The 19,931-nt window shown below is 73.9% G+C and carries 17 protein-coding genes; 5 read left to right on the forward strand and 12 right to left on the reverse strand.

Annotation, left to right across the window (positions count from 1 at the left end; translation table 11 throughout):
• The 4 genes from LQU92_RS09805 to LQU92_RS09820 form a co-directional block, all read right to left on the reverse strand.
• The gene (locus tag LQU92_RS09805; protein ID WP_143709877.1) at positions 1 to 1,014 is read right to left on the reverse strand and encodes a hypothetical protein; all 1,014 of its coding nucleotides are present in this window, start codon (positions 1,012 to 1,014) and stop codon (positions 1 to 3) included.
• Entirely contained in the window at positions 1,011 to 2,306 is a 1,296-nt protein-coding gene (locus tag LQU92_RS15330) for a sensor histidine kinase (RefSeq protein ID WP_058857119.1), read from the reverse strand. The genes LQU92_RS09805 and LQU92_RS15330 overlap by 4 nt, the downstream gene beginning before the upstream one ends.
• 33 nt (positions 2,307 to 2,339) lie before the next feature.
• Positions 2,340 to 3,056: a response regulator transcription factor gene (locus LQU92_RS09815; protein WP_058857118.1), complete on the reverse strand. Its 717-nt coding sequence runs from the start codon at positions 3,054 to 3,056 to the stop codon at positions 2,340 to 2,342.
• Positions 3,057 to 3,190: 134 nt separating this feature from the next.
• Positions 3,191 to 4,255, reverse strand: coding sequence for a hypothetical protein (locus LQU92_RS09820; RefSeq protein ID WP_230780326.1), 1,065 nt, complete (start codon positions 4,253 to 4,255; stop codon positions 3,191 to 3,193).
• A 63-nt stretch (positions 4,256 to 4,318) separates the two neighbouring features.
• On the opposite strand from LQU92_RS09820, the gene LQU92_RS09825 reads away from it, so the two are divergent.
• Complete coding sequence (locus LQU92_RS09825) at positions 4,319 to 6,025, forward strand: long-chain-fatty-acid--CoA ligase (protein ID WP_230780328.1); 1,707 nt, start codon at positions 4,319 to 4,321, stop codon at positions 6,023 to 6,025.
• A gap of 15 nt (positions 6,026 to 6,040) precedes the next feature.
• Here LQU92_RS09825 and LQU92_RS09830 read toward each other — a convergent pair whose 3' ends face one another.
• Entirely contained in the window at positions 6,041 to 6,655 is a 615-nt protein-coding gene (locus tag LQU92_RS09830) for a flavin reductase family protein (RefSeq protein ID WP_101851734.1), read from the reverse strand.
• A gap of 186 nt (positions 6,656 to 6,841) precedes the next feature.
• Between LQU92_RS09830 and LQU92_RS09835 the strand changes: the two genes are divergently transcribed.
• From LQU92_RS09835 to catC, 3 genes are all read left to right on the forward strand, one after another.
• Positions 6,842 to 7,723 (forward strand): LysR substrate-binding domain-containing protein, encoded by an 882-nt coding sequence (locus LQU92_RS09835; protein WP_101851735.1) that lies wholly within the window; start codon positions 6,842 to 6,844, stop codon positions 7,721 to 7,723.
• Between the two features lie 158 nt (positions 7,724 to 7,881).
• Positions 7,882 to 9,003 (forward strand): mandelate racemase/muconate lactonizing enzyme family protein, encoded by a 1,122-nt coding sequence (locus LQU92_RS09840; RefSeq protein ID WP_230780330.1) that lies wholly within the window; start codon positions 7,882 to 7,884, stop codon positions 9,001 to 9,003.
• An 83-nt stretch (positions 9,004 to 9,086) separates the two neighbouring features.
• Complete coding sequence (gene catC, locus LQU92_RS09845; protein ID WP_058857112.1) at positions 9,087 to 9,365, forward strand: muconolactone Delta-isomerase; 279 nt, start codon at positions 9,087 to 9,089, stop codon at positions 9,363 to 9,365.
• A gap of 152 nt (positions 9,366 to 9,517) precedes the next feature.
• On the opposite strand, the gene LQU92_RS15160 is transcribed toward catC, so the two are convergent.
• From LQU92_RS15160 to benA, 5 genes are all read right to left on the reverse strand, one after another.
• A complete protein-coding gene (locus tag LQU92_RS15160) occupies positions 9,518 to 12,301 on the reverse strand; it encodes an AAA family ATPase (protein WP_308071614.1) in 2,784 nt (927 codons plus the stop codon).
• 117 nt (positions 12,302 to 12,418) lie between these two features.
• The gene (locus LQU92_RS09860) at positions 12,419 to 13,234 is read right to left on the reverse strand and encodes a 1,6-dihydroxycyclohexa-2,4-diene-1-carboxylate dehydrogenase (protein ID WP_230780332.1); all 816 of its coding nucleotides are present in this window, start codon (positions 13,232 to 13,234) and stop codon (positions 12,419 to 12,421) included.
• Positions 13,234 to 14,808 carry a benzoate 1,2-dioxygenase electron transfer component BenC gene (gene benC / locus LQU92_RS09865; protein WP_230780334.1) on the reverse strand — a complete coding sequence of 525 codons (1,575 nt, stop codon included), beginning with the start codon at positions 14,806 to 14,808 and terminating at the stop codon, positions 13,234 to 13,236. The genes LQU92_RS09860 and benC overlap by 1 nt, the downstream gene beginning before the upstream one ends.
• A 135-nt stretch (positions 14,809 to 14,943) precedes the next feature.
• Entirely contained in the window at positions 14,944 to 15,480 is a 537-nt protein-coding gene (gene benB / locus LQU92_RS09870) for a benzoate 1,2-dioxygenase small subunit (RefSeq protein WP_058857109.1), read from the reverse strand.
• A gap of 32 nt (positions 15,481 to 15,512) precedes the next feature.
• Entirely contained in the window at positions 15,513 to 16,895 is a 1,383-nt protein-coding gene (benA, locus tag LQU92_RS09875) for a benzoate 1,2-dioxygenase large subunit (RefSeq protein ID WP_230780337.1), read from the reverse strand.
• Between the two features lie 309 nt (positions 16,896 to 17,204).
• Here benA and catA point away from each other — a divergent pair, with 309 nt between their 5' ends.
• On the forward strand, positions 17,205 to 18,089 hold the full coding sequence (gene catA, locus LQU92_RS09880; protein WP_230780339.1) for a catechol 1,2-dioxygenase: 885 nt from the start codon (positions 17,205 to 17,207) through the stop codon (positions 18,087 to 18,089).
• 438 nt (positions 18,090 to 18,527) lie between these two features.
• On the opposite strand, the gene LQU92_RS09885 is transcribed toward catA, so the two are convergent.
• The gene (locus tag LQU92_RS09885) at positions 18,528 to 19,019 is read right to left on the reverse strand and encodes a MarR family winged helix-turn-helix transcriptional regulator (protein ID WP_101851742.1); all 492 of its coding nucleotides are present in this window, start codon (positions 19,017 to 19,019) and stop codon (positions 18,528 to 18,530) included.
• A 56-nt stretch (positions 19,020 to 19,075) separates the two neighbouring features.
• Positions 19,076 to 19,804 carry a hypothetical protein gene (locus LQU92_RS09890; protein WP_230780341.1) on the reverse strand — a complete coding sequence of 243 codons (729 nt, stop codon included), beginning with the start codon at positions 19,802 to 19,804 and terminating at the stop codon, positions 19,076 to 19,078.
• Positions 19,805 to 19,931 lie beyond the last annotated feature (127 nt).

Genomic DNA, 19,931 nt, shown 5'->3' on the forward strand with positions numbered 1-19,931 from the left:
TCAGAAGCGGGAGACCTCGCCGGTGCCGTCGGCGATCTCGATCGCCACGGGCTCGTCGTCGCCCGGGCCGCGGTCGTGGACGATGAGCACGGCGGCGGGGTCCCCCGCCGGCAGCGCGCGGATCGTCACGGCCCCGCTGCGGGCCGCGCCCAGGACCTCCATGGCCTGCCGGGTCGCCGAGCGCAGCACCGGCCCGGGCAGGGTCCCGCCGCGCTCGTCGAGGACGTCGACCTGCACGCCGCGGCCGCGGGCCGCGCGCGCGGCCTCGAGCAGGTAGGGCGTGGCCACGGAGCGGCCCCGGATCGAGTCCCGCAGCTGTGCCTCCGTGAGCCGGAACTGCTCGAGCTCGCGGTCGGTGACGGGGGAGGGGTCGTGGGCGATCCGCTCGAGCAGCCCGCCTGCCAGCCGGCGGACCTCCTGGACCCGGCGCACGGAGGCGTGGACGGTGCCCTGCTCCGCCTCGTCGTGGGCGCGGGCGGAGCGGACCATGCCGCTGGCCTCGATGAACGCGACCGAGGCGCGGTCGTACTCGCGGGCGATGAGCTGGCTGGCCAGCAGCAGGGCCGCGGACGCGGCGTTGCTCAGGGCCGCCTCCCAGGCCCCGACCGCGGAGCGGGCCCCCCACGTCGTGGAGATCGCGGCGGCGATCACGAGCGTCGCCCACCCCCACCCGCCGCGCCGGCGCACGCCCAGGGCCACCAGGAAGCCGTCGAAGCCCAGGGTGAACCACTGTCCGCCGAAGAGCTGGGCCTCCGGGGCCAGGGCGTCGTAGGAGCGCTGGATCGACACGAGCATCAGCAGCACGCCCAGCACGGTGGGCACGTCCGGCAGCCGCCGCTGCCGGTGGGGGAAGACGACGAGGGCCACCGAGACCACGTAGGTGACCAGCGCGGCGCGCATCAGCTCCGGCTTGTCCATCTTGTCCGTGAGCAGCACGCCGAGCACCAGCGGGATGAGGAAGAAGACGGCGGTGGCGACCGTGGTCAGCCGCCCGAAGATCGCGTGGGAGATCACGGCTGCGCGTCCCGCGGCCACAGGACCGTCACGCGGGTGCCGCGCCCGGGGGCGCTGTCCACGTCCACCGCCCCGCCGACGTGCTCCACGCTGCCCACGATGGACACGCGCAGACCGAGCCGGCGGGAGTCCACGCCGCGGACCTGGAAGCCGCGGCCGCGGTCCACGACCTCGAAGCGCAGGTAGTAGCCCTCCGGGTTGAGGGGGGTGGGCGGGCAGGTCCCGCCGTCCATCGTCACGAAGGTCTCGGCGGTGCCCGAGTGGCGGGCGCTGTTGGAGACCGCCTCGGTGACCGCCTGCACGAGGGCCTGGGCGGTCTCCACGGGGATCAGCGGGCGCGGCTCCCCGGGCGGGCGGATGTAGGGGGTGAAGCTGTTGAACCGCACGCGCCCGCGCCACGGGGAGAGGGCCTCGAGCAGGTCGTCGAGCAGGGTGTGCACCATCGTGGTGCCCGAGCCCCGGGCCCGCCGCTCCTCGAGGGCCAGCACGTCCAGCGCGCGCTGGGCGAGGGTGCGGGTGCGGCGCTGGACGGGCCCCGGGGCGCGCCCGGCGTCGAGCAGGGCCGCCATGACGTTGTCGTGGATCAGCCCGTCGAGCCGCTCCTGCTCCTCGGCCTGCGAGCGGGTGCGGGTCAGCTGCAGCTCCCGGGCGATCGCCTCCGCGTAGGTGCGGTCGGCGTTCTGCCCGCCCCGGTAGACGAGCCCGACGAGCACGGCCAGCACGATCCCGAAGGCCACCCGGCTCATGCCGTCGAAGACGAGGCCCATGGTGTCGACCCCGCGGGCCGTGTGCACCATCGCGGCGACGTAGCCGGTGGTGACGACCACCAGGAACGCGACGGCCACCTGCACCCGCCACACCACCACGGTGGCCGCCGCGGCGAGGAGGATGAACGGCTCGACCCACGGGTCCTGGGGCGGGGCCTGCCCGGTCCAGGCCAGGGGCAGGCCCAGCACGGCCAGCACCACGAGCACGGGGGTCACGAGCACCGGCCAGCGCCGCACCTGCTGCCGGGCGCCCTGCACGAGCAGCACGCCGCCGTTGAGCAGCAGCGCGAGCAGCAGGAGCAGGTGCCAGCGGGCGAAGGCCTGCACCTGGTCCTCGAGGATGGTCAGCGCCTCGAGGAAGAGGGCGACGACGACGAGGCCGTGGCAGGTGTTGGCGAGCAGGTGGATCCGGTACGAGTTCACGCCCAGCTCCGCCGGCGCGGCCTTGGCCAGGCCGGAGGCGCGGCGGGGACGGGCCGGGACCCGCCGGTAGGCGAGGCCGGGACGCGGTGCGGCGGAGCTCACGGGGCGGGCCGCCTCATCGGCGGCGGCGGGGCGTCACAGGTGCTTCTCCGCCGTGGTGATGTCCGCGGTGGGCTCCACGAGCCCGTCCTCGATCGCGCGGATGCGCAGGTCGATCTTCGTGGGCGCCGGACGGCCGATGCGGGCGTACTTCTCGCGGATCCGGTCGATGTTGGTCTTCACGGCGCTCTGCTTGATCCCCATCCGCCGGGCGACCTGCACCTGGGCGAAGCCCGACGCGTAGAGGCGCAGGGTCTCCTGCTCGCGGGGGGAGAGGTTGGCGCGGGCGAACTCGACGTCGCCGTCGATCGCGGCCGCCAGCTCCTTGGTGATCACCGGCCTGCCCTCGGCGATGTTGCGCGCCTCCTCGATGGCGTGCTCGAGCGGGTCGGACTTGCGCACCAGCCCCAGCGCCCCGGCGCGCAGGGCCTCCCGGATCAGCGCGGCGTTCTCGCCGATGCTGAAGATCAGCACCTTCATGCCCGCGGCCCGCAGCGCCTCGACGTTGGCCGAGGGCCGGGAGCGGTCGTTGAGGGAGAGGTCCAGCAGCACGACCTCGCACTCGATGCGCTTGGCGCCCTGGCCGGTCAGCGCCGGGTTCCCGGGGTCGCGGCCCAGCTGGTCCAGCAGGTCGGGGACGGTCGAGGCGGAGCCGACGAGCTTGACGTCCGCCTGGGAGGTCATGGAGACGAGGCGGACGCCCTCCCGGACGACCTCGTGGTCGTCGACGACGGCGACAAGCGTGGACGGCATGGTGAATTCCTCCGGGGTGCTGCTCGGGGCCGGACGCAGGTCTCTGCGTGGGGGAACGGCGCGGACCGAGGTGGTCCGATTCTCGCCCGCCGCCCCGCGGGACCCGAAGCCGACACGGCCTTCGTGGCGCAACGTTACCGAACGGTGTCGCCCCAGCGGTCGACCCGGCGGTGGTAGCGGGTGCCCCACAGCCCGCCGAGGACGGCGCCGAGCAGGTCCACGGCGAGCACGGCCACGACCGCGAGCAGCCCCGGCACGAGCAGCTCCCCGATCAGCGCCTGGGCGGAGACCCCGACCGGGGCCAGCCCGATCGTGTCCGCCCACACGAGACCCGCGACGGTCGCCGCGGAGCGACCCAGCAGCGACCACAGCCACACGGAGACGCCCTGGCGGGCGCCGGAGAAGCGGGCCATCCGGCCCGCCGCGTAGCCGCCGCCGACGAACGCGAGCAGCTCGACCGCGCCCAGCGCGGCCGCGGCCGTCCACGCGGCGGGGGACCCGGCGGCGAGCTCGTCGACGACCCCGCCCATCCCCTCCTGCAGCCGCAGCCCCAGCGCGGCGGCCGCCAGCCCGGCCAGGGCCAGCAGCAGCCAGGTCAGGGCGAGCGCGCTGAGCCAGCCGAAGAAGCCGGGCACGAGCTGCATCCCGCCGAACTCCTCGCGCTGGTGCGCGAGCCGGGCCGCCGGGTCCGGCTCGCCGGTCCGCCACTGCTCCCCGCCCCCGGCGTACGGTGCGGCGGCCTGCGGGCCCGGCGCGGGGAACGAGGCCGCCGAGAGGACCCCGGCGGAGGGGGCGGCGGCGTGGACGGCGGTGTCCTGCGCGGAGCCGCCGCCGTGCACCGGCGGGACCGGGGCGGTGTCCTCGTCGCGGCCCCGGGCGCTCACCGGCGGCAGCGGCCGGGTGTGCTGCTCGTCGTCGTCGTACCAGCTCCAGTCCTCGTCGGCGCCGTGATCCGCGGCGCCGTGGTCGGCAACGCCGTGGTCCGCGGCACCGGGCTCCGCGGCACCGGGCTCCGCGCCGGCGCGGTCGGCGGCGTCCCGGTCCCCGCTCCGCGGCAGCCGGGAGACCGGCGGCAGCGGCCGCGTGGCGTCGTCGCCGGCCCCTGGGCCGGGAGCGGAGGAGGGGCCGGTCCCGGCCCAGGGGGCGGGGCCGTCGGCGTCGTCCGGGACGGGGGATCCGGGGGTCGAGGAGGGGGTCATGGTCCCGCAGTCTACGGAAGGGAGGACCCCGGGCGGGCGGGCCCGGCGGGTAGTGTCGGGGACATGCCCGACGCCTCCACGCGCGAGTTCCTGCGCGCCCGCCCCTGGACCGCCAGCTACGACCCCGGCGTGCCCGCCGACCTCGAGCTCCCGGAGACCTCGCTGGTGCACATGCTCGAGCGCTCGGTCGCCCGCCACGGCCCCCGCCCGGCCCTGGAGTTCTTCGGCGCCCGCACCAGCTACGCCCGCCTGGGCGAGCAGGTCGAGCGCGCCGCCGAGGGCCTGCGCCGGCTCGGCGTGGCGGCCGGGGACCGGGTCGCGATCGTGCTGCCCAACTGCCCGCAGCACATCGTGGCCTTCTACGCGGTGCTGCGCCTGGGCGCCGTCGTCGTCGAGCACAACCCCCTGTACACCGCCCCCGAGCTGCGCCACCAGTTCGAGGACCACGGCGCCCGCGTGGCGATCGTGTGGGACCGGGCCGCCGACCGGATCCGCTCGCTGCCCGAGGACCTGCGGCTCGACGCCGTCGTGGCCGTGGACGTCACCGAGGCGATGCCGCGGCGCACCCGGGCGGCCCTGCGCCTGCCCCTGCCGGCGACGCGCGCCGCCCGCGCCCAGCTCACCGGCCCCGCCCCCGGCACGATCCCGTGGCGCCGGCTGGTGGCCGCCGAGCCGCTGGCCGCCGACCACCCCCGGCCCACCGCCCACGACCTCGCCCTGCTGCAGTACACCTCCGGCACCACCGGCCTGCCCAAGGGCGCGATGCTGACCCACCGCAACCTCGAGTCCAACGCCCTGATGGGGCAGCACTGGCTGCACTCCGGGGAGGACGAGGTCGTCCACGGGGTCCTGCCCCTCTTCCACGCCTTCGGCCTGACCCTCGGGGTCACCTTCGCGATGTCCCTCGGGGCGCGGCTCGTGCTCTTCCCCACCGTGCGGGCCGATCTCGTGCTCAAGGCCCTCCGGCGCTCGCGGCCCACCGTCCTGCCGGCCGTCCCGCCCGTCTACGAGAAGCTGCTCGACGCCGCCGAGGAGCGCGGCGCCGACCTGCGGGGCATCGCCGTGGCCGTCTCCGGGGCGATGACCCTGCCGGTCCCGCTGGTGGAGCGCTGGGAGCGGGCCACCGGCGGGATGCTCGTCGAGGGCTACGGGCTCACCGAGTGCTCCCCGCTCGTGGCCTGCAACCCGCTCAACGACTCCCGCCGCGCCGGGTCCATCGGGGTGCCCTTCCCGTCCACGGAGATCCGCCTCGTGGACCCGGAGACCCTCGAGGACGTGCCCCGCGGCCGCGAGGGGGAGCTGTGGGTGCGCGGCCCCCAGGTCTTCCGCGGCTACTGGAAGCGCCCGGAGGAGACGGCCCGCGTGCTCGTGGAGGACGGCTGGCTGCGCACCGGCGACGTCGTGACGGTCGACGACGACGGGTTCCTGCGCGTGGTCGACCGGATCAAGGAGGTCATCATCACCGGCGGGTTCAACGTGGCCCCCACCGAGGTCGAGACCGCCCTGAAGCTGCACGACGACGTGGCCGACGCCGCCGTGGTCGGCCTCGACGACGGCCGCGGCGGGGAGGCCGTGGTCGCGGCCGTGGTCCTGGTCCCCGGGGCCGTGCTCGACGAGCAGGCCCTGCGCGAGCACTGCTACGGCAAGGTCACCCGCTACAAGGTGCCGCGGCGGATCGTGGCGGTCGAGGACCTGCCCCGCACGATGCTCGGCAAGACCCTGCGCCGCGAGGTGCGCGCGCGGCTGGAGGCCCTCGGCGTCCAGGTCTGAGCCGCGGGGCGGGGCTCAGGGCAGGTCGGCCTCCGGGTCCGCCTCCCGGTAGGGGACGCGGCGGATCGAGCGCACCGGCCCCAGCTCGGCCCACTCGTCGTAGCCCAGCCGGGCGAGCGGGCGCAGCGCGGTCGCGAGCGGGCCGCGCCCGTCCATGGCCTCCTCGGCCACGGCCACGTGGGTGACCTCGCCGAAGACGAGGAACCCGTCCCCGATCCGCAGCGGCTCCCGGTGCAGGCGGCACTCGACGGCGGCGGGGGACTCGGCCACCCGCGGGGCGGCCACGGTGCGGGAGGGCTCGCGGGTCAGGCCCACGGCGTCGAACTCGCTGACCTCGGCCGGGTAGTCGGTGCCCGTGGCGTTGACCTGCTCGAACAGGTGCGCCGGGGCCAGGTTGACCACGAACTCCCCGGTCTCGCGCACGTTGCGCAGGCTGTCCTTCTCCCCGGTCGAGACGAACTGGACGATGGTGGGGCTCGTCGAGGCCACCGTGAAGAACGAGTGCGGGGCGAGGTTGTCGACCCCCGCCGCGGAGAGGGTGCTCACCCACGCGATGGGGCGCGGCAGGACCAGGGCCTTGACCGCCCGGGCGAACGAGCCGTGCCGGTCGGCGGGGATGTCGGTGCGCATGGCCCCATTGGACCACGCCGCCGCCCGCCGGACCACGGGCCGGAGAGGCCGGGGGACCACCCGAATGATCCCTCACACTGTCCTAATCGGCCGCATTGAGGGTAGTCTGTGGATCAATCAGTGTCGTCGGGCGTGCCCGGGCCCCCGCCCGGGACGGACCGCGGCGCCCGGAGGAGGACGTCCGCCGTGGAGATCCGGCAGCTCAACTACTTCATCGCCGTCGCCGAGGAGCGCCACTTCGGCCGCGCCGCCAAGCGCCTGCACATGGCCCAGCCGCCCCTGTCCCAGCAGATCCGCCAGCTCGAGGAGCAGCTGGGCGTGCGCCTGCTCGACCGCACGACCCGCCGCGTCGACCTGACCGCGGCCGGCGAGGTGCTGCTGGAGCGCGGGCGCCGGATCATCAACGAGATCGAGGGGCTCAAGGCCGACGTCTACCAGGTCGGCCAGGGCGCCACCGGCGTGCTGCGGGTCGGCTTCTCCGGGTCGGCGACCTACGGGGTGATGCCCGGGATCGTGCGCCGGGCCAAGGAGGCCATGCCGGGGCTGTCCCTGACCCTGCACGGCGAGATGCTCACCCCCGCCATGGAGGCCGGGCTGCGGGAGCACACCCTCGACGCGGCGCTGCTGCGCCCGCCCGTGGCCTTCCCCGAGATCGAGTACCGCACCGTGGCCCGCGAGCCGCTCGTGCTCGCGCTGCCGGCCGGCAGCCCCCTGGGCGGGGACCGCCCCGTCGCGGTGCACGAGCTGCAGGAGCACGGCTTCGTGGTCTACCCGCCGGAGTCGGTGCTGCACCGCACGGTCGCCGACCTGTGCCGGCGCTCCGGCTTCCAGCCCCGGATCGCGCAGGTCGCGGGGGAGACCTCCACGCTGCTGTCCTTCGTGGCCGCCGGCGGGGGCGTGGCGGTCGTGCCCGCCAGCGTGCGCGCCTTCCAGCTGGAGGACGTCGTCTACTGCGAGATCGAGGACGCCCCCGAGATCGAGCTGGCCGTCGCGTGGCGCCGGGAGGACCGCTCCGTGCTGCTGCACAACTTCCTGGACCTCGTCCTCGCCGACCGCCCCGCACCCTGACCGGCCGGCCCGCGGCGCCCGCACCCCGCAGGGGCGGCGGAGCGGCGCGGACCGCCGGCCGGTGCGCAGCACCGACCGACCCAGACCCGCAGACCCACCGCGCAGCCCCGGCCCGCCGGAGCGCGCGGACCGTCCCCGAGAAAGGCACAGGCCCGCCCATGAAGATCGCAGCCGTCGAGGCGATCCCGTACACCATCCCCTACGTCCACCCCCTGCACTTCGCCTCGGGCGCGGTGCACGAGGCCGACCACGTGCTGGTGCGCATCACGACCGACGACGGGATCGTCGGCACCGCCGACACCCCGCCGCGGCCCTACACCTACGGGGAGACGCAGAAGTCGATCGTGGCGGTGGTCCAGGACCTCTTCGCCCCCCAGCTGGTGGGCCTCGACGCCCTCGACCGCGAGAAGGCCCAGGCGGTGATGGCCCGCACGGTCCACAACGAGACCGCCAAGGGCGCGGTGGACATCGCCCTGTGGGACGTCATCGGCCAGGCCCTGGGGCAGCCGGTGTCGAAGCTGCTGGGCGGGTACACCGACTCGATGCGCGTCTCCCACATGCTCGGCTTCAAGCCCGCCGCCGAGCTGCTGGACCTGGCCCTCGAGTTCCGCGAGACCTACGGGATCACCACCTTCAAGCTCAAGACCGGCCGCCGCCCGCTGTCCCTGGACGTCGAGGCCGCCCGGGTGCTGCGCGAGGGCCTGGGCGAGGACGCCGAGATCTACATGGACGCCAACCGCGGCTGGTCCGCCAACGAGGCCGCCGAGGTGCTGCGCCGCACGGCCGACCTCGGCCTGCAGTTCCTCGAGGAGCCCGACGACGCCCGCGAGGTCCTCGGCCGGCGCCGGCTCGTGGAGCGCTCCCCGATCCCGATCGCCGCCGACGAGTCCGCCCCCAACCTCGGGGAGGCCGCCCGGGAGATCCTCACCGGCGGGGCGAACCTGCTGGCCGTGAAGACCGCCCGCACCGGCTTCACCGAGTCCCTGAAGATCGTCGGCATGGCCGAGGGCATGGGCGTGGACGTCTACGTCGGCAACCAGATCGACACCCAGGTCGGCACGGTCGCCTCCGTGGTCCTCGGCGCCGCCCTGGCCCACACCTCCAAGCGGGCCGGTGAGCTGTCCAACTACCTCGACATGGCCGACGACCTGCTGGCGGAGCCGCTGGTCATCGCCGACGGCCGGATCCGCGTGCCCGAGGTGCCCGGCGTGGGCACCGCCGTGGACGAGGACAAGCTCGCCCACTACCGCACCGACCGTCCGGCCCGCGTGCACGCCTGAGGCGCGCCCACCGACCCGGCCGGCCCGCCGGCCACCACCCGGCGGGGGCGCCCCGCTCCCGCCCGCACCCGAGAGGATCCCGCATGAAGTTCCTGGTCCACATGGACGTCAACCTGCCCGTCGACATGCCCGCCGAGCAGGCGGCCGAGCTCAAGGCCACCGAGAAGGCCTACTCCCAGGAGCTCCAGCGCTCCGGGAAGTGGCCGGAGATCTGGCGGGTCGTCGGCGAGTACGCCAACTGGTCGGTCTTCGACGTCGAGACCAACGACGAGCTCCACGACCTGCTGCAGAACCTGCCGCTGTTCCCCTACATGGACATCACCGTGGTGCCGCTGGCCAAGCACCCCTCCGACGTCAAGTAGCACCGGGGCGGGCCGCCCCGCCCGGTCCCGCGCGGGCCGCGGCCGCCGCTCCCGGTGGCCGCGGCCCGCGCCGTCGTCGGGGGTCCCCGGCGGGCCCCGCCCGGGCGCGCGCCGGGGACCCGCTCGCACGGGACCTGCTCGGACGGGCCGGCTCAGCCGGGGTCGCGGTAGCGGGCGGCCAGCTCGCTGCGCGAGCGCACCCCGAGCTTCCCGTAGATGCGCGTCAGGTGGTACTGGACCGTCTTCTCGGCGAGGAACAGCGCCCGGGCCGTCTCCTTGTTCGTCGCCCCGCCGGCGACCAGCTCCGCGACGGCCTGCTCCTGCGCGGTCAGCTGGACCTGCGGACCGCCCAGCGCGGCGAGCACCGGGTCCGAGGGGTCGGGCACGGCCCCCGGGTCCAGGCCCGTGGCCTTGAGCTCCCGGTCGCAGCGCTCCACGTAGGTGGCCGCGCCCAGGGTGTCGTAGAGGTCCCGGGCCGTGCGCAGGACCGACGACGCCAGGCGGCGCTTGCCGGCCCGGCGCATGGACTGCCCGAACGCGAAGCTGATCCGGGCGCGCAGGTAGGGCCGGTTCAGCCCGCGCAGCCGCCCCAGCGCGTCCTCGAAGCGCTCCCGCGCCGCGTCCGGGTCGCCCTGCGCGGCGAGCAGCCGGCCCCGGGCCCAGGCCAGCCGCGCCTGGTCCGAGGGGATCTCCCGCTCGCGCGGGACCGCCTCGAACGCCTCCAGGAACTCCTCGGCCCGGTCCAGCTGGTCGGTCATCACGAGGGCGTTGACGTAGCTGTCCTGCCAGGGCCAGAAGGAGACCCGCTGCGCGGTCCACGGATCGATCTCCGTGAGCGGGTGCAGCGCGGCGAGGGCGCTCTCGTAGTCGGCGCGCGCCTCGTGGAACCGGGCCCGGGCCAGGTGCGCCGGCACCTGCATGGCCCGGTAGGTCCCCGGCTGCACGGCGGCCTGGGAGACGTAGTGCCGGGCCCGCTCCCAGTCCCCGCGCATCGACCACAGCTCGGCGGCCGTCCAGTACAGCAGCGGGCGCACCAGGGGCATGTTCGCCGACTCCAGGCGCACCGAGGCCCGGGAGACCGTGGCCGCCGCGGCGTCCCAGTCGCCCAGCACCAGCTGGGTGCGGGCCAGCCACGCCTCCGACCACAGCGAGATCCGCAGCGAGCCCCCGCGGAACTCGGTGGGGGCGGCGGCCTCGAGGTTGCCCAGCGCGGACTCGACGTCGTCGGCGCGCAGCGCCAGCCACCCGGCGCCCATCTGCACGCGCTGCTTCTGCGCGTTCTCGTCCGCCTGCTCCGCGGCCCGCTCGTAGGAGGCCTCGGCCTCCCGCAGCCGCCCCTGGGCGTAGAGCCCCAGGCCGTAGATGGCCAGCGACTCCACGTGGGCGGGGGTCGCGGGCTCGGTGAGGGACATCGCCGTCTCGGCCCAGCGGGTGATCACCGGCCCGTCCCACGAGGACAGCCCGTGCAGCACCAGGCGCTGGGCGATCCGCGCGGCCTCGACGGGCTCCTGGGCGACGTTGGAGGTCCGCCACGCCATCTCCAGCTGGGCCTGCGCGCTGCGGTTCTGCCCCGAGACCGTGGAGAAGTAGCCCAGCACCGACGAGCGCAGCGGCGAGGGCGGCATGGCGTCCACGGCGGCCGTCCACGTCTCCGCCTCGGCGATGTTGCCCGACCCGACCAGGGCGTCCACGGCGCGCAGCAGCCGGTCGTTGCGGGTCCGCTCGTCGTCGGACAGGCGCGAGGCCGAGAACAGCGCGGTGGCGACGTCCTGCCAGGCGCCCGCGAGCGCCCGCCGCCGGGCGTGCTCCTCCAGGCGCAGCGCCAGCTCCGCGTCGGCGCCGGGGGTCGCGGAGACCAGGTGGCCGAGGCGCTCGCCCTCGTCCCGCACGGTCGCCGCGGCGGCGCGGTGCAGCGCGATCCGCCGGCTCGGGACCATCAGCTCGTAGACGGCCTCCCGGGTGCCGGGCTCGAGGAAGCGCACGGCCGAGCCCGCCTGCGCCGTGGTCAGCGAGAGCAGCCCCGCCCGGTGCCCCTCGTCGAGTGCGGGCAGGGCGTCGTCGAGCCCGGCCACGGCCCGGACCTCCTCGAGCCCCGTGCCGGGGCCGAGGACGGCCGCGGCCTCCGCGACGGCCACGAGGCCGGGGGAGGCCCCGCCGAGGACGCTGCGCACGCGGGAGCGCACGCGCGAGCTCGCCGGCAGGTGCGGGAACCAGGAGTGCCACGTCTCGGGCGGCAGCTCCGCGAGCAGCTCCTCGACCTGCCGCGGGGAGCCGCCGGTGTGCCGGGCGAGGCCGTGGGCGGCGGTGGTGCTGAGGTCGAGCCCGAAGCGGGAGCGGGCCAGGTCCTGGACGTCCCGGGGGCTCAGCGGCTCGAGCGGCAGCCGCAGCACCCGGTGGCCGGTGAGGTGGTCGAGCACCCCGGCCGGCACGGACGCGGCGTTGGTGGGGTCCAGGGTGAGCACGAAGAGCACGCGCTTGCCGTGCATCCGCCGCAGCACGAAGACCAGCACGCGCAGACTGGCCTCGTCGAGGTGGTGGGCGTCGTCGACGGTGACGACCACGGTCCCGCGGGTCTGCAGGCTCTCCAGGTGGGTGCCGAGGGTCGTGGCGTAGTTGAGGACCTGGTCGGGGGTCAGCTCCGCGACGGGGGCGGAGGGCGGCGGCGGGGCGCCGTCGTCGCCCCCGGCCGGGCGCAGCGGGGTGGTGCGCATCAGCTGGGAGTAGCCGGCCAGGGCGAGCCGGGACTCCCACTCGTCGCCCGTGGCGCCGAGGACCCGCACCCCGCGGGCGGCGGTGCGGCAGTGCTCGATGAGCAGGTCGAGCACGGCGGTCTTCCCGGAGCCGGGCGGTCCGCTGAGCACGACCGTGCGCACGTGCCCCTTGCGCACGGTGCGCAGGGTCTCGAGCAGCTGCTCGACGAGCTCTGCGCGGCCCACGAGGGGGAGCTCCTCCCCGGGATCGGTGTGAGGAGGGCCCGCCGTCATGCCCGCGAGTCTAGCCCGGCGGGCTGCTGCGGCGGTACGGCGGGCCCTGCTCACGGGTGCCCGTGGGCCTCAGCCGAGGTCCCCGCCGGCCACCGGCAGGACGCTGCCGGTGACGTAGGAGGCCTCGTCGGAGGCGAGGAACACGATCGGGGCGGCCTGCTCGTCCAGGGTGGCGTAGCGCTTCAGGAAGGAGGACTCCGTCACCTGCTCCACGACGTCCCGCACCCACTGCTCCTCGCGCTCCCCCTCGGGGCCGGGCCCGCGCTGGACGGTGCGCGGTGGGGCCTCGGTGCCGCCGGGGGCGGTGGCCACGACCCGGATCCCGCGCCCGGCGGTCTCCATGGCCAGGGCCTGGGTGATGCCGTTGACCCCGGCCTTGGCCGCGGAGTAGGGCACCCGGTGGATGCCGCGGGTCGCGTTCGAGGACACGTTGACGATCGTGCCGCCGCCGGCCTCGAGCATCGCCGGGAGCACGGCCCGGCACATCCACAGCGTGGGGAACAGGGACCGGGTGATCTCCTTCTGGATCTGCTCGGGGCCGAAGGTCTCGAAGGGGCGCATCCAGATGGCCCCGCCCACGTTGTTGACGAGCACGTCGACCCGCCCGTGGGCGGCCAGCGCCGCCTCGACGGCCTGCTGGGCGCCCTCGAAGGTCTCGAGGTCCGCGGTCGCCGCGGTGGCCGACCCGTCCGCGGCCGCGGCGTCGATCTCCCGGGCGACCTCGTGCACGAGCTCGGCCCGGTCGACGAGGACGACGGCGCCGCCCTCGGCGGCGATCCGCTCGGCCACCCGGCGGCCGATGCCCTGGGCGGAGCCCGTCACCAGGACGGCCTTGCCGGCGAAGCGGCCCGGGGTCGTGAACTGTCCCGCGTACGGTGCGGGCATCAGCGGCCGGCCTCCTTCGCGTCGATCGCCCCGGACATGGTCTCCTTGGCGTCCCGGGCGTGGGCCATGATGACCTCCCGGGCCCGCTCCTTGTCCCCGCGCTCGAAGGCCTCGACGACGTCCAGGTGGTCCTGGGCCACGCGGGCGAAGATCTCGGTGCCCTTCTCGAAGGTCGCCGCCATCTGCTCGCGCACGTCCAGCCGGCGGTAGGACTCCAGCAGGGTCGGGTTGTCGCACACCAGGAACAGGTACTCGTGGAACTCCTCGTTGGTGCGCACGTACTCCTCCGGGTCGGAGACCGTCCCCTCGCCCACGGAACGGGTGGTGGCCTCGGCGAGGCGGCGGAACTGCTCGAGCTGCTCCTCGCTGAGCCGGCCCGACATCAGTTCCGTGACGGCGAGCTCGAGGCCCATGCGCGCGTCCAGGTGGGCGAAGCTGTCCTCCTTGCGGAACTCCAGGATCCCGGTCTCCAGCGAGGACACGGCCTCGGAGCGGGTCATGGTGTCGCCCTCGGCCGCGATCTGCTCGGGGCTCGGGGGCGCGCCCGTCTCGGCGTCGCCGCCCGTGGTCTCCTTCGGGGCGAAGCGCTCGAAGTAGAAGTTCGCCGGCTGCACGCCCTCGTCGTCGAGCCACTTGGAGACGGCGTTGACCATGGGGGGCGGGCCGCACAGGTAGATGTCGACGTCGCCGTCGTTGAGGTGGGCCGGCTCGATGATCTGGGTGACGTAGCCGGTGTGGGGGGCGGAGGTGCCCTCCTCGGAGGCGATGTAGTCCCAGGTGAAGGCCGGCAGCTTCTCCTCGTAGGCGCGGATCCAGTCGAGGCCCACGATGTCGGCCTCGCGGGTCACGCCGTAGATCAGGTGCACGGGAGTGGACGGCGGGTTCTCCGAGAGCTTCTCGAGGATCGACAGCAGCGGGGCCAGCCCGGTGCCGCCGGCCAGCAGCAGCAGCGGGCGCTTGGGCTCGCGCAGGAAGAAGGAGCCGTAGGGGCCGGAGAACTCCACGGTGTCGCCGACCTGGGCGCGGTCGCGCAGGTACTCCGACATCGCGCCCTGCGGGGTGATGCGGACCATGAACGAGCAGTCCTGCACGGCGGGGCCGCTGCTGAACGAGTAGGAGCGCTCGGCGTCGGTGCCGGGGACCTTGATGTTGACGTACTGGCCCGGCAGGAAGGCGAGGTCCTCCCGGTCCGGGAACTCCAGGGTGAAGGAGATCGTCGACTCGGAGTGCTTGTCGAGCTCCTTGAGGGTCGCCGTGAAGGACGAGGCGGAGGTCTTCGCGGACTCGGAGGTCGCCGGGATCTGGATGGACATGTCCGACTCGGGGACCGCCTGGCAGGTGAGGACGTAGCCCTTCTCGAGCTCCTCCTCGGTCATCGCGTCGTCGATGAAGTCCCCCGGGTCGAAGGAGCCGGAGTCGCAGAAGGCCTTGCACGTGCCGCAGGCGCCGTCCCGGCAGTCCGCGGGGATGTTGATCCGCGCCTTGTACGCGGCGTCCATGACGGTCTCGAAGTCGCCGACCTTGACGACCTTGGTGACGCCGTCCTCGAAGTTGAGGGCTACCTGATGGCCCATGCTGTCCTCCTGGGGGTGGGACCGGCGGCGGCCGGCCCGGGGAAAGTGCGTGCGGTGGCGCCCGCGGGCGGCCGCGGGCGGGACGGGGCGGCCGGTGCCCGGCGGGGAGCGCCGGGCACCGGCCGGTGGGGCCCGTCAGATCATGTAGATGTCCACGACGTGGTGGATGTAGTCGTTCTTCAGGACGACCTTCTTCTTCGTGATCACCGGCTGCTCGCCGGAGAGGTCGAGGTCGACGAAGGTCGTGCCGAAGTAGGTGTCCGTCGTGTTGTAGCGGAAGTAGAGGGTGAACCAGTTGTAGCGGACCTGCACGGTGTCGCCCTCGTGCGCCAGGATCTCCACGTCGGTGACGTTGTGCCCGGTGCGCGGGTCCGGCAGGGAGGTCGCCGAGGAGCGGTCCGTCTTGATGCGGAACACGCGGTCCTCGAGCCCGCCGCGGTTGTCGTAGTAGATGAGGGAGATCTCGGACTGGGGGTCCTCGGTCAGCTCGTCGTTGTCGTCCCACGCGGGCATCCAGAACTCGGCGTCCGGGGAGTAGCACTCGAGCCACTCGTCGAAGCGGCGGTCGTCCAGCAGGCGCGCCTCCTTGTAGAGGAAGGCGCGGACGGTCTCGAGGGTGGCGATCTCGTCGGCGGTCTTCAGCGCGGCGACGGGGTTGAGCAGATTGGCCATGGTGGAAGCTCCTTGATCCGGGGGAAGAGGGGTCAGGCGGTGACGGGGGCGGCGTGCTCGGCCTCGCGCTCCTCCTCGGCCAGGCCCTTGTCCATGACCTCCTTCCAGAAGGTGTGCTGGATCGGGTAGAGGCCCTCGTCCTCGGTGCGCACGCCGGAGGCGATGACGCGGTCCATCCCCAGCGCCCGGGCCTGCTCGTCGGGGCCCTGGATCTCGTGGGCGGAGCCGCGGGTCATGTCGTTCCACTTGGCGGTCTTGGCCCAGTAGGTCTTGTTGCAGGAGCGGAACTCCTCGAGGTCGTCCGGGGTCGCCATGCCGGTCGCGTTGAAGAAGTCCTCGTACTGGCGGATGCGCTTGGCGCGGTTCTCCGCGGACTCGCCCTTGGGGGCGATGCAGTAGATGGTCACCTCGGTCTGGTCCGCGGAGATCGGCCGGAAGTGGCGGATCTGCGAGGAGAACTGGTCCATGATGTAGACGTTCGGGTAGACGCACAGGTTGCGCGAGATGTTGATCATGAAGTTCGCCATCTCCTCGCCGTACTTCTCGACGAGCTCGTCGCGGCGGTCCCACAGCGGACGGTCCTGGGGGTTGGTCCACTCCTGCCACAGCAGCAGGTGGCCGTGCTCGAACGAGTAGAACCCGCCCTTGACCTTGCCCCACTTGCCGGCGTCCATGGCCTTGGTCTTGTTGGCGGAGTCGCCGGCGGTGCGGCGGGCGGTGGTGGCCGCGTAGTTCCAGTGCACCGAGGTCACGTGGTAGCCGTCGGCACCGTTCTCCGCCTGGACCTTCCAGTTGCCGTCGTAGGTGTAGGTGGAGGCCCCGCGCAGCACCTCGAGGCCCTCCGGGGACTGGTCGACGATGGAGTCGATGACCTTGGTGGCGTCGCCCAGGTGCTCCTCGAGGGGCAGCACGTCCGGGTTGAGGGAGCCGAAGAGGAAGCCGCGGTAGGACTCGAAGCGGGCCACCTTGGTGAGGTCGTGGGAGCCGTTCTTGTTGAAGTTCTCGGGGTAGCCGCCGTTGCGGCCGTCCTTGACCTTGAGCAGCTCGCCGGAGTTCTTGAAGGTCCAGCCGTGGAACGGGCAGGTGAAGGTGGTCCGGTTGTCGGTCTTGCGCCGGCACAGCATCGCGCCGCGGTGGGAGCAGGCGTTGACGATGCAGTTGAGCTTCTCCTCCTTGTCGCGGGTGATCACGACGGGGGTGCGCCCGATGTAGGTGGTGAAGTAGTCGCCGACGTTGGGGATCTGCGACTCGTGGGCGAGGTAGACCCAGTTGCCCTCGAAGATGTACTTCATCTCCAGCTCGAAGATCTCCTCGTCGGTGAAGATCTCGCGCTTGGCGCGGATGACGCCGTTCTCGCGGTCGTCGACCACGGCGTCGGAGAGGACCTCGCGGACGTGGGTCAGGTTCTCGGTCATGACGTGCTCCTTCGTCGGGGGACGGTGCAGGTCGGCCGGGGTCCGCGCGGAACCCACGCCGAATGGTGTGCCCTCCAGTCTGGGCGCTCGTGACCACGCTCACATCAGGCGAACCCCTAGGACTGACCCAGGGGGTGTTTGTGCCGAATTCTGTGCACAGAACAGGGCTAATCGATATTTGTTTCGTCCTGATCCGGGTCGCTACGCTGAACGGGACGTTCCCGTGTGTCGGCAGTCACAGCCGGCGCGGCGCCCCGTCGGGGCGCCGGCGGGACCATCCGCGAACACAGACCGTCCAGGGAGGACACCATGACGCAGACCGGTGCGGACACGCGCAAGGAGAACGAGGGAACGGCGGTGGAGGCCGGCTCCAAGGCCACCGAGCGCTTCACGGCCTCGGGCAAGCTGGCCAAGCTCGACGTCCCCAAGGAGCGCGTGTCGCTGCTGGCGGGCGCGGCGATCAAGGCGATCAACGACATCGCCGTGGAGCACCAGGTCACCTACGAGGAGTACAACGCGCTCAAGGCGTGGCTGATCAAGGTCGGCACCGACGGCGAGTGGCCGCTGTTCCTGGACGTGTGGCTGGAGCACACCATCGAGGACGTCAACTCCCAGGAGCGCCCGGGTGCGGTCGGCACCATCGAGGGCCCCTACTACGTCCCGGACTCCCCGGTGCTGCCGACCCCGGCCACGCTTGAGATGCGCGAGGACGAGGAGGGCACCCCGCTGCTGTTCAAGGGCCACTTCACCGACACCGAGGGCAACCCGATCCAGGACGCCCAGGTGGAGATCTGGCACGCCGACGCGGCGGGGTTCTACTCCCAGTACGCCCCGGGGCTGCCGGAGTGGCTGTTCCGCGGGACCGTGAAGGCCGACGAGAACGGCTACTTCGAGATCAACACGATGCGCCCGGCTCCCTACCAGATCCCCACCGACGGGGCCTGCGGGCAGCTGATCGCCGCGGCCGGGTGGCACGCCTGGCGCCCGGCGCACATCCACATCAAGGTCTCGGCCCCGGGCTACCAGCTGGTCACCCAGCAGCTGTACTTCCCGGGCGACCCGCACAACGAGGACGACATCGCCTCGGCGGTCAAGCCCGAGCTGATGCTCGACCCGAAGCCGCGCACCGACGGCGGGGTCGGCGAGGAGGTCGTCTACGACTACGTCCTCGCCAAGGAGGGCCAGACCAGGTAGTCCGGTCCCGGGCCGGCATCGGCCCTTGTCGGCGGGCGGTGGCCCCGCGGTTGCGACCGCGGGGCCACCGCCCGTCCGCGCTGGTTAACAGAATATGAAAATTCACCGACCAGCTTGCCCGGGCATTCCCCTGCGTCTAAAGTAAAGGTGTCGCCGGCGTTGGCCCGGGTGCGATCCCCCCATCGGCACCCGGATGGTTCCTGCCGGCGACCCGGTGTCCCGTTCCCCCGATAGGGACGCCTGACGGGCCCTGCCGATCCCCCCATGCGGCAGGGCCCGTCCCATGCCCGCACGCCGCCCCGCGGCACCTTGTCCGCCCGGCGGCCCCGGCCGGTTCCGCGGGATCCCACGCCTGCCGCGAGTTCCCGTGCCGGCGCCGTCGCCCGCGTGGGGACCCGCCGCCACCGTGGGGCCTCGCGGAGCGGGGTGCGGGCCGGGTCAGGCCAGGCCCAGCTCGCGCAGGCGCGGCAGCACCTTGTGCGCCACGGACAGCAGTGCGTCCATCTCCTCGGGGGTGAGCTGGTCGATCAGCGCCGCGCGCACCGTCTCCAGGTGTCCCGGCGCGGCGGCCTCGATGGCGCGCCGGCCCTCGGCGGTGAGCCGGACGTCGAGCCCGCGGGCGTCGGTGTCGCAGGTCAGGCGCTCGAGCAGCCCGCGCCGGGCCATCCGCGAGAGCAGGTGGGAGAGCCGGCTGCGCTCCCAGCCGAGCCCGTGCAGCAGGTCGCGGGAGCGCACCACGCCCGTGGGGCTCTCCGAGAGCAGGACGAGGACCTCGTACTCGGAGCTGGAGAGCGAGCTGTCCCGGGTGAGCTGGCGGTCGATCGCCGTGGCCATGCCGCGCGAGAGCGCCAGGAACGCGCGCCACACGCGCTGCTCCTCGTCGCTGAGCCAGTCGACGTCTGCGGGCTCGGCGGATGCGGGCGTGCTCATGCGGGACTCTCCTCGGGTCGGGGAAGAGCCATATTATATTGACGTATCAACAACCGTCAAGCCGGGTCCTGCGGTCCGCCCCGGTCCGGCGACGGCCCGTCCGGCCCGCCGTCCGGACCCGTGCCGCGGTCGTTCCGGCGGTCGTGGCGCTGCGCGCGGGAGACCCATCCCGGGTCGTAGAGCTCGGCCGCGGAAGGAGCCGGCCGCCGCCGCAGCGACTCGGCGTAGCCGGTCGGGCGCAGCGGCGAGTCGTCGTCGTCCGGGCGCGTGAACGAGGTCGTCGCCACGAGCCCGGCACCCAGTCCCGCGGCCACGACGAGCGTGGCGCCCGAGACGACGAGGACGCTCACCCACTGCTCCGCGAGCGCCGCCTCCGGGGTGCCGGCCGGGGCCGGGCCCACCGCGAAGACGGCCGCGAGGCAGGCCGCACCGGCCGCCAGCAGGGCGGCCGGGATCAGCCACAGCTTCGAGCGCGAGCGCAGGGGGGCGGTGCCGGGATCGCGCAGGGCGGGGTGCAGCTGGGCCTGGACGGCGGTGAAGCCCGCGGCGCCGGCGAGCACGAGCGGGAGCCCGGCCGCCGCCCATCGGCCCGCGCCGGCGGCGGCCAGCCCCGCGCCGAGCAGCAGGCCCAGCAGCACGAGCGTGAAGGACAGCCCCCGGACCATCCGCCGGGCGGCCCGGGGCGAGGTGGTGCGCGGTGCGGCGGGGCGCGCCGCGGCGCGGGCGGCGAGCTGCTCGGGGCTGAGGCGCTGGCCGTACTCGGGCTCGTGGCCGTGGGTGCTCATGGCGGGTGGTCCGGAGGTGTCGGGGGATGGGATCGTCTCCACTGTAGACCGCGGCTCCGACGTCCGCCCCTGGCGCCCGTGCCATTGGTGACATATCATCAAAATTTGGGTCCGCCGCCCGTCCGAC

Origin of the sequence: Kocuria sp. LUK, from assembly GCF_021012935.1 — a bacterium.
In the GTDB taxonomy this organism is placed as follows: domain Bacteria; phylum Actinomycetota; class Actinomycetes; order Actinomycetales; family Micrococcaceae; genus Kocuria; species Kocuria flava.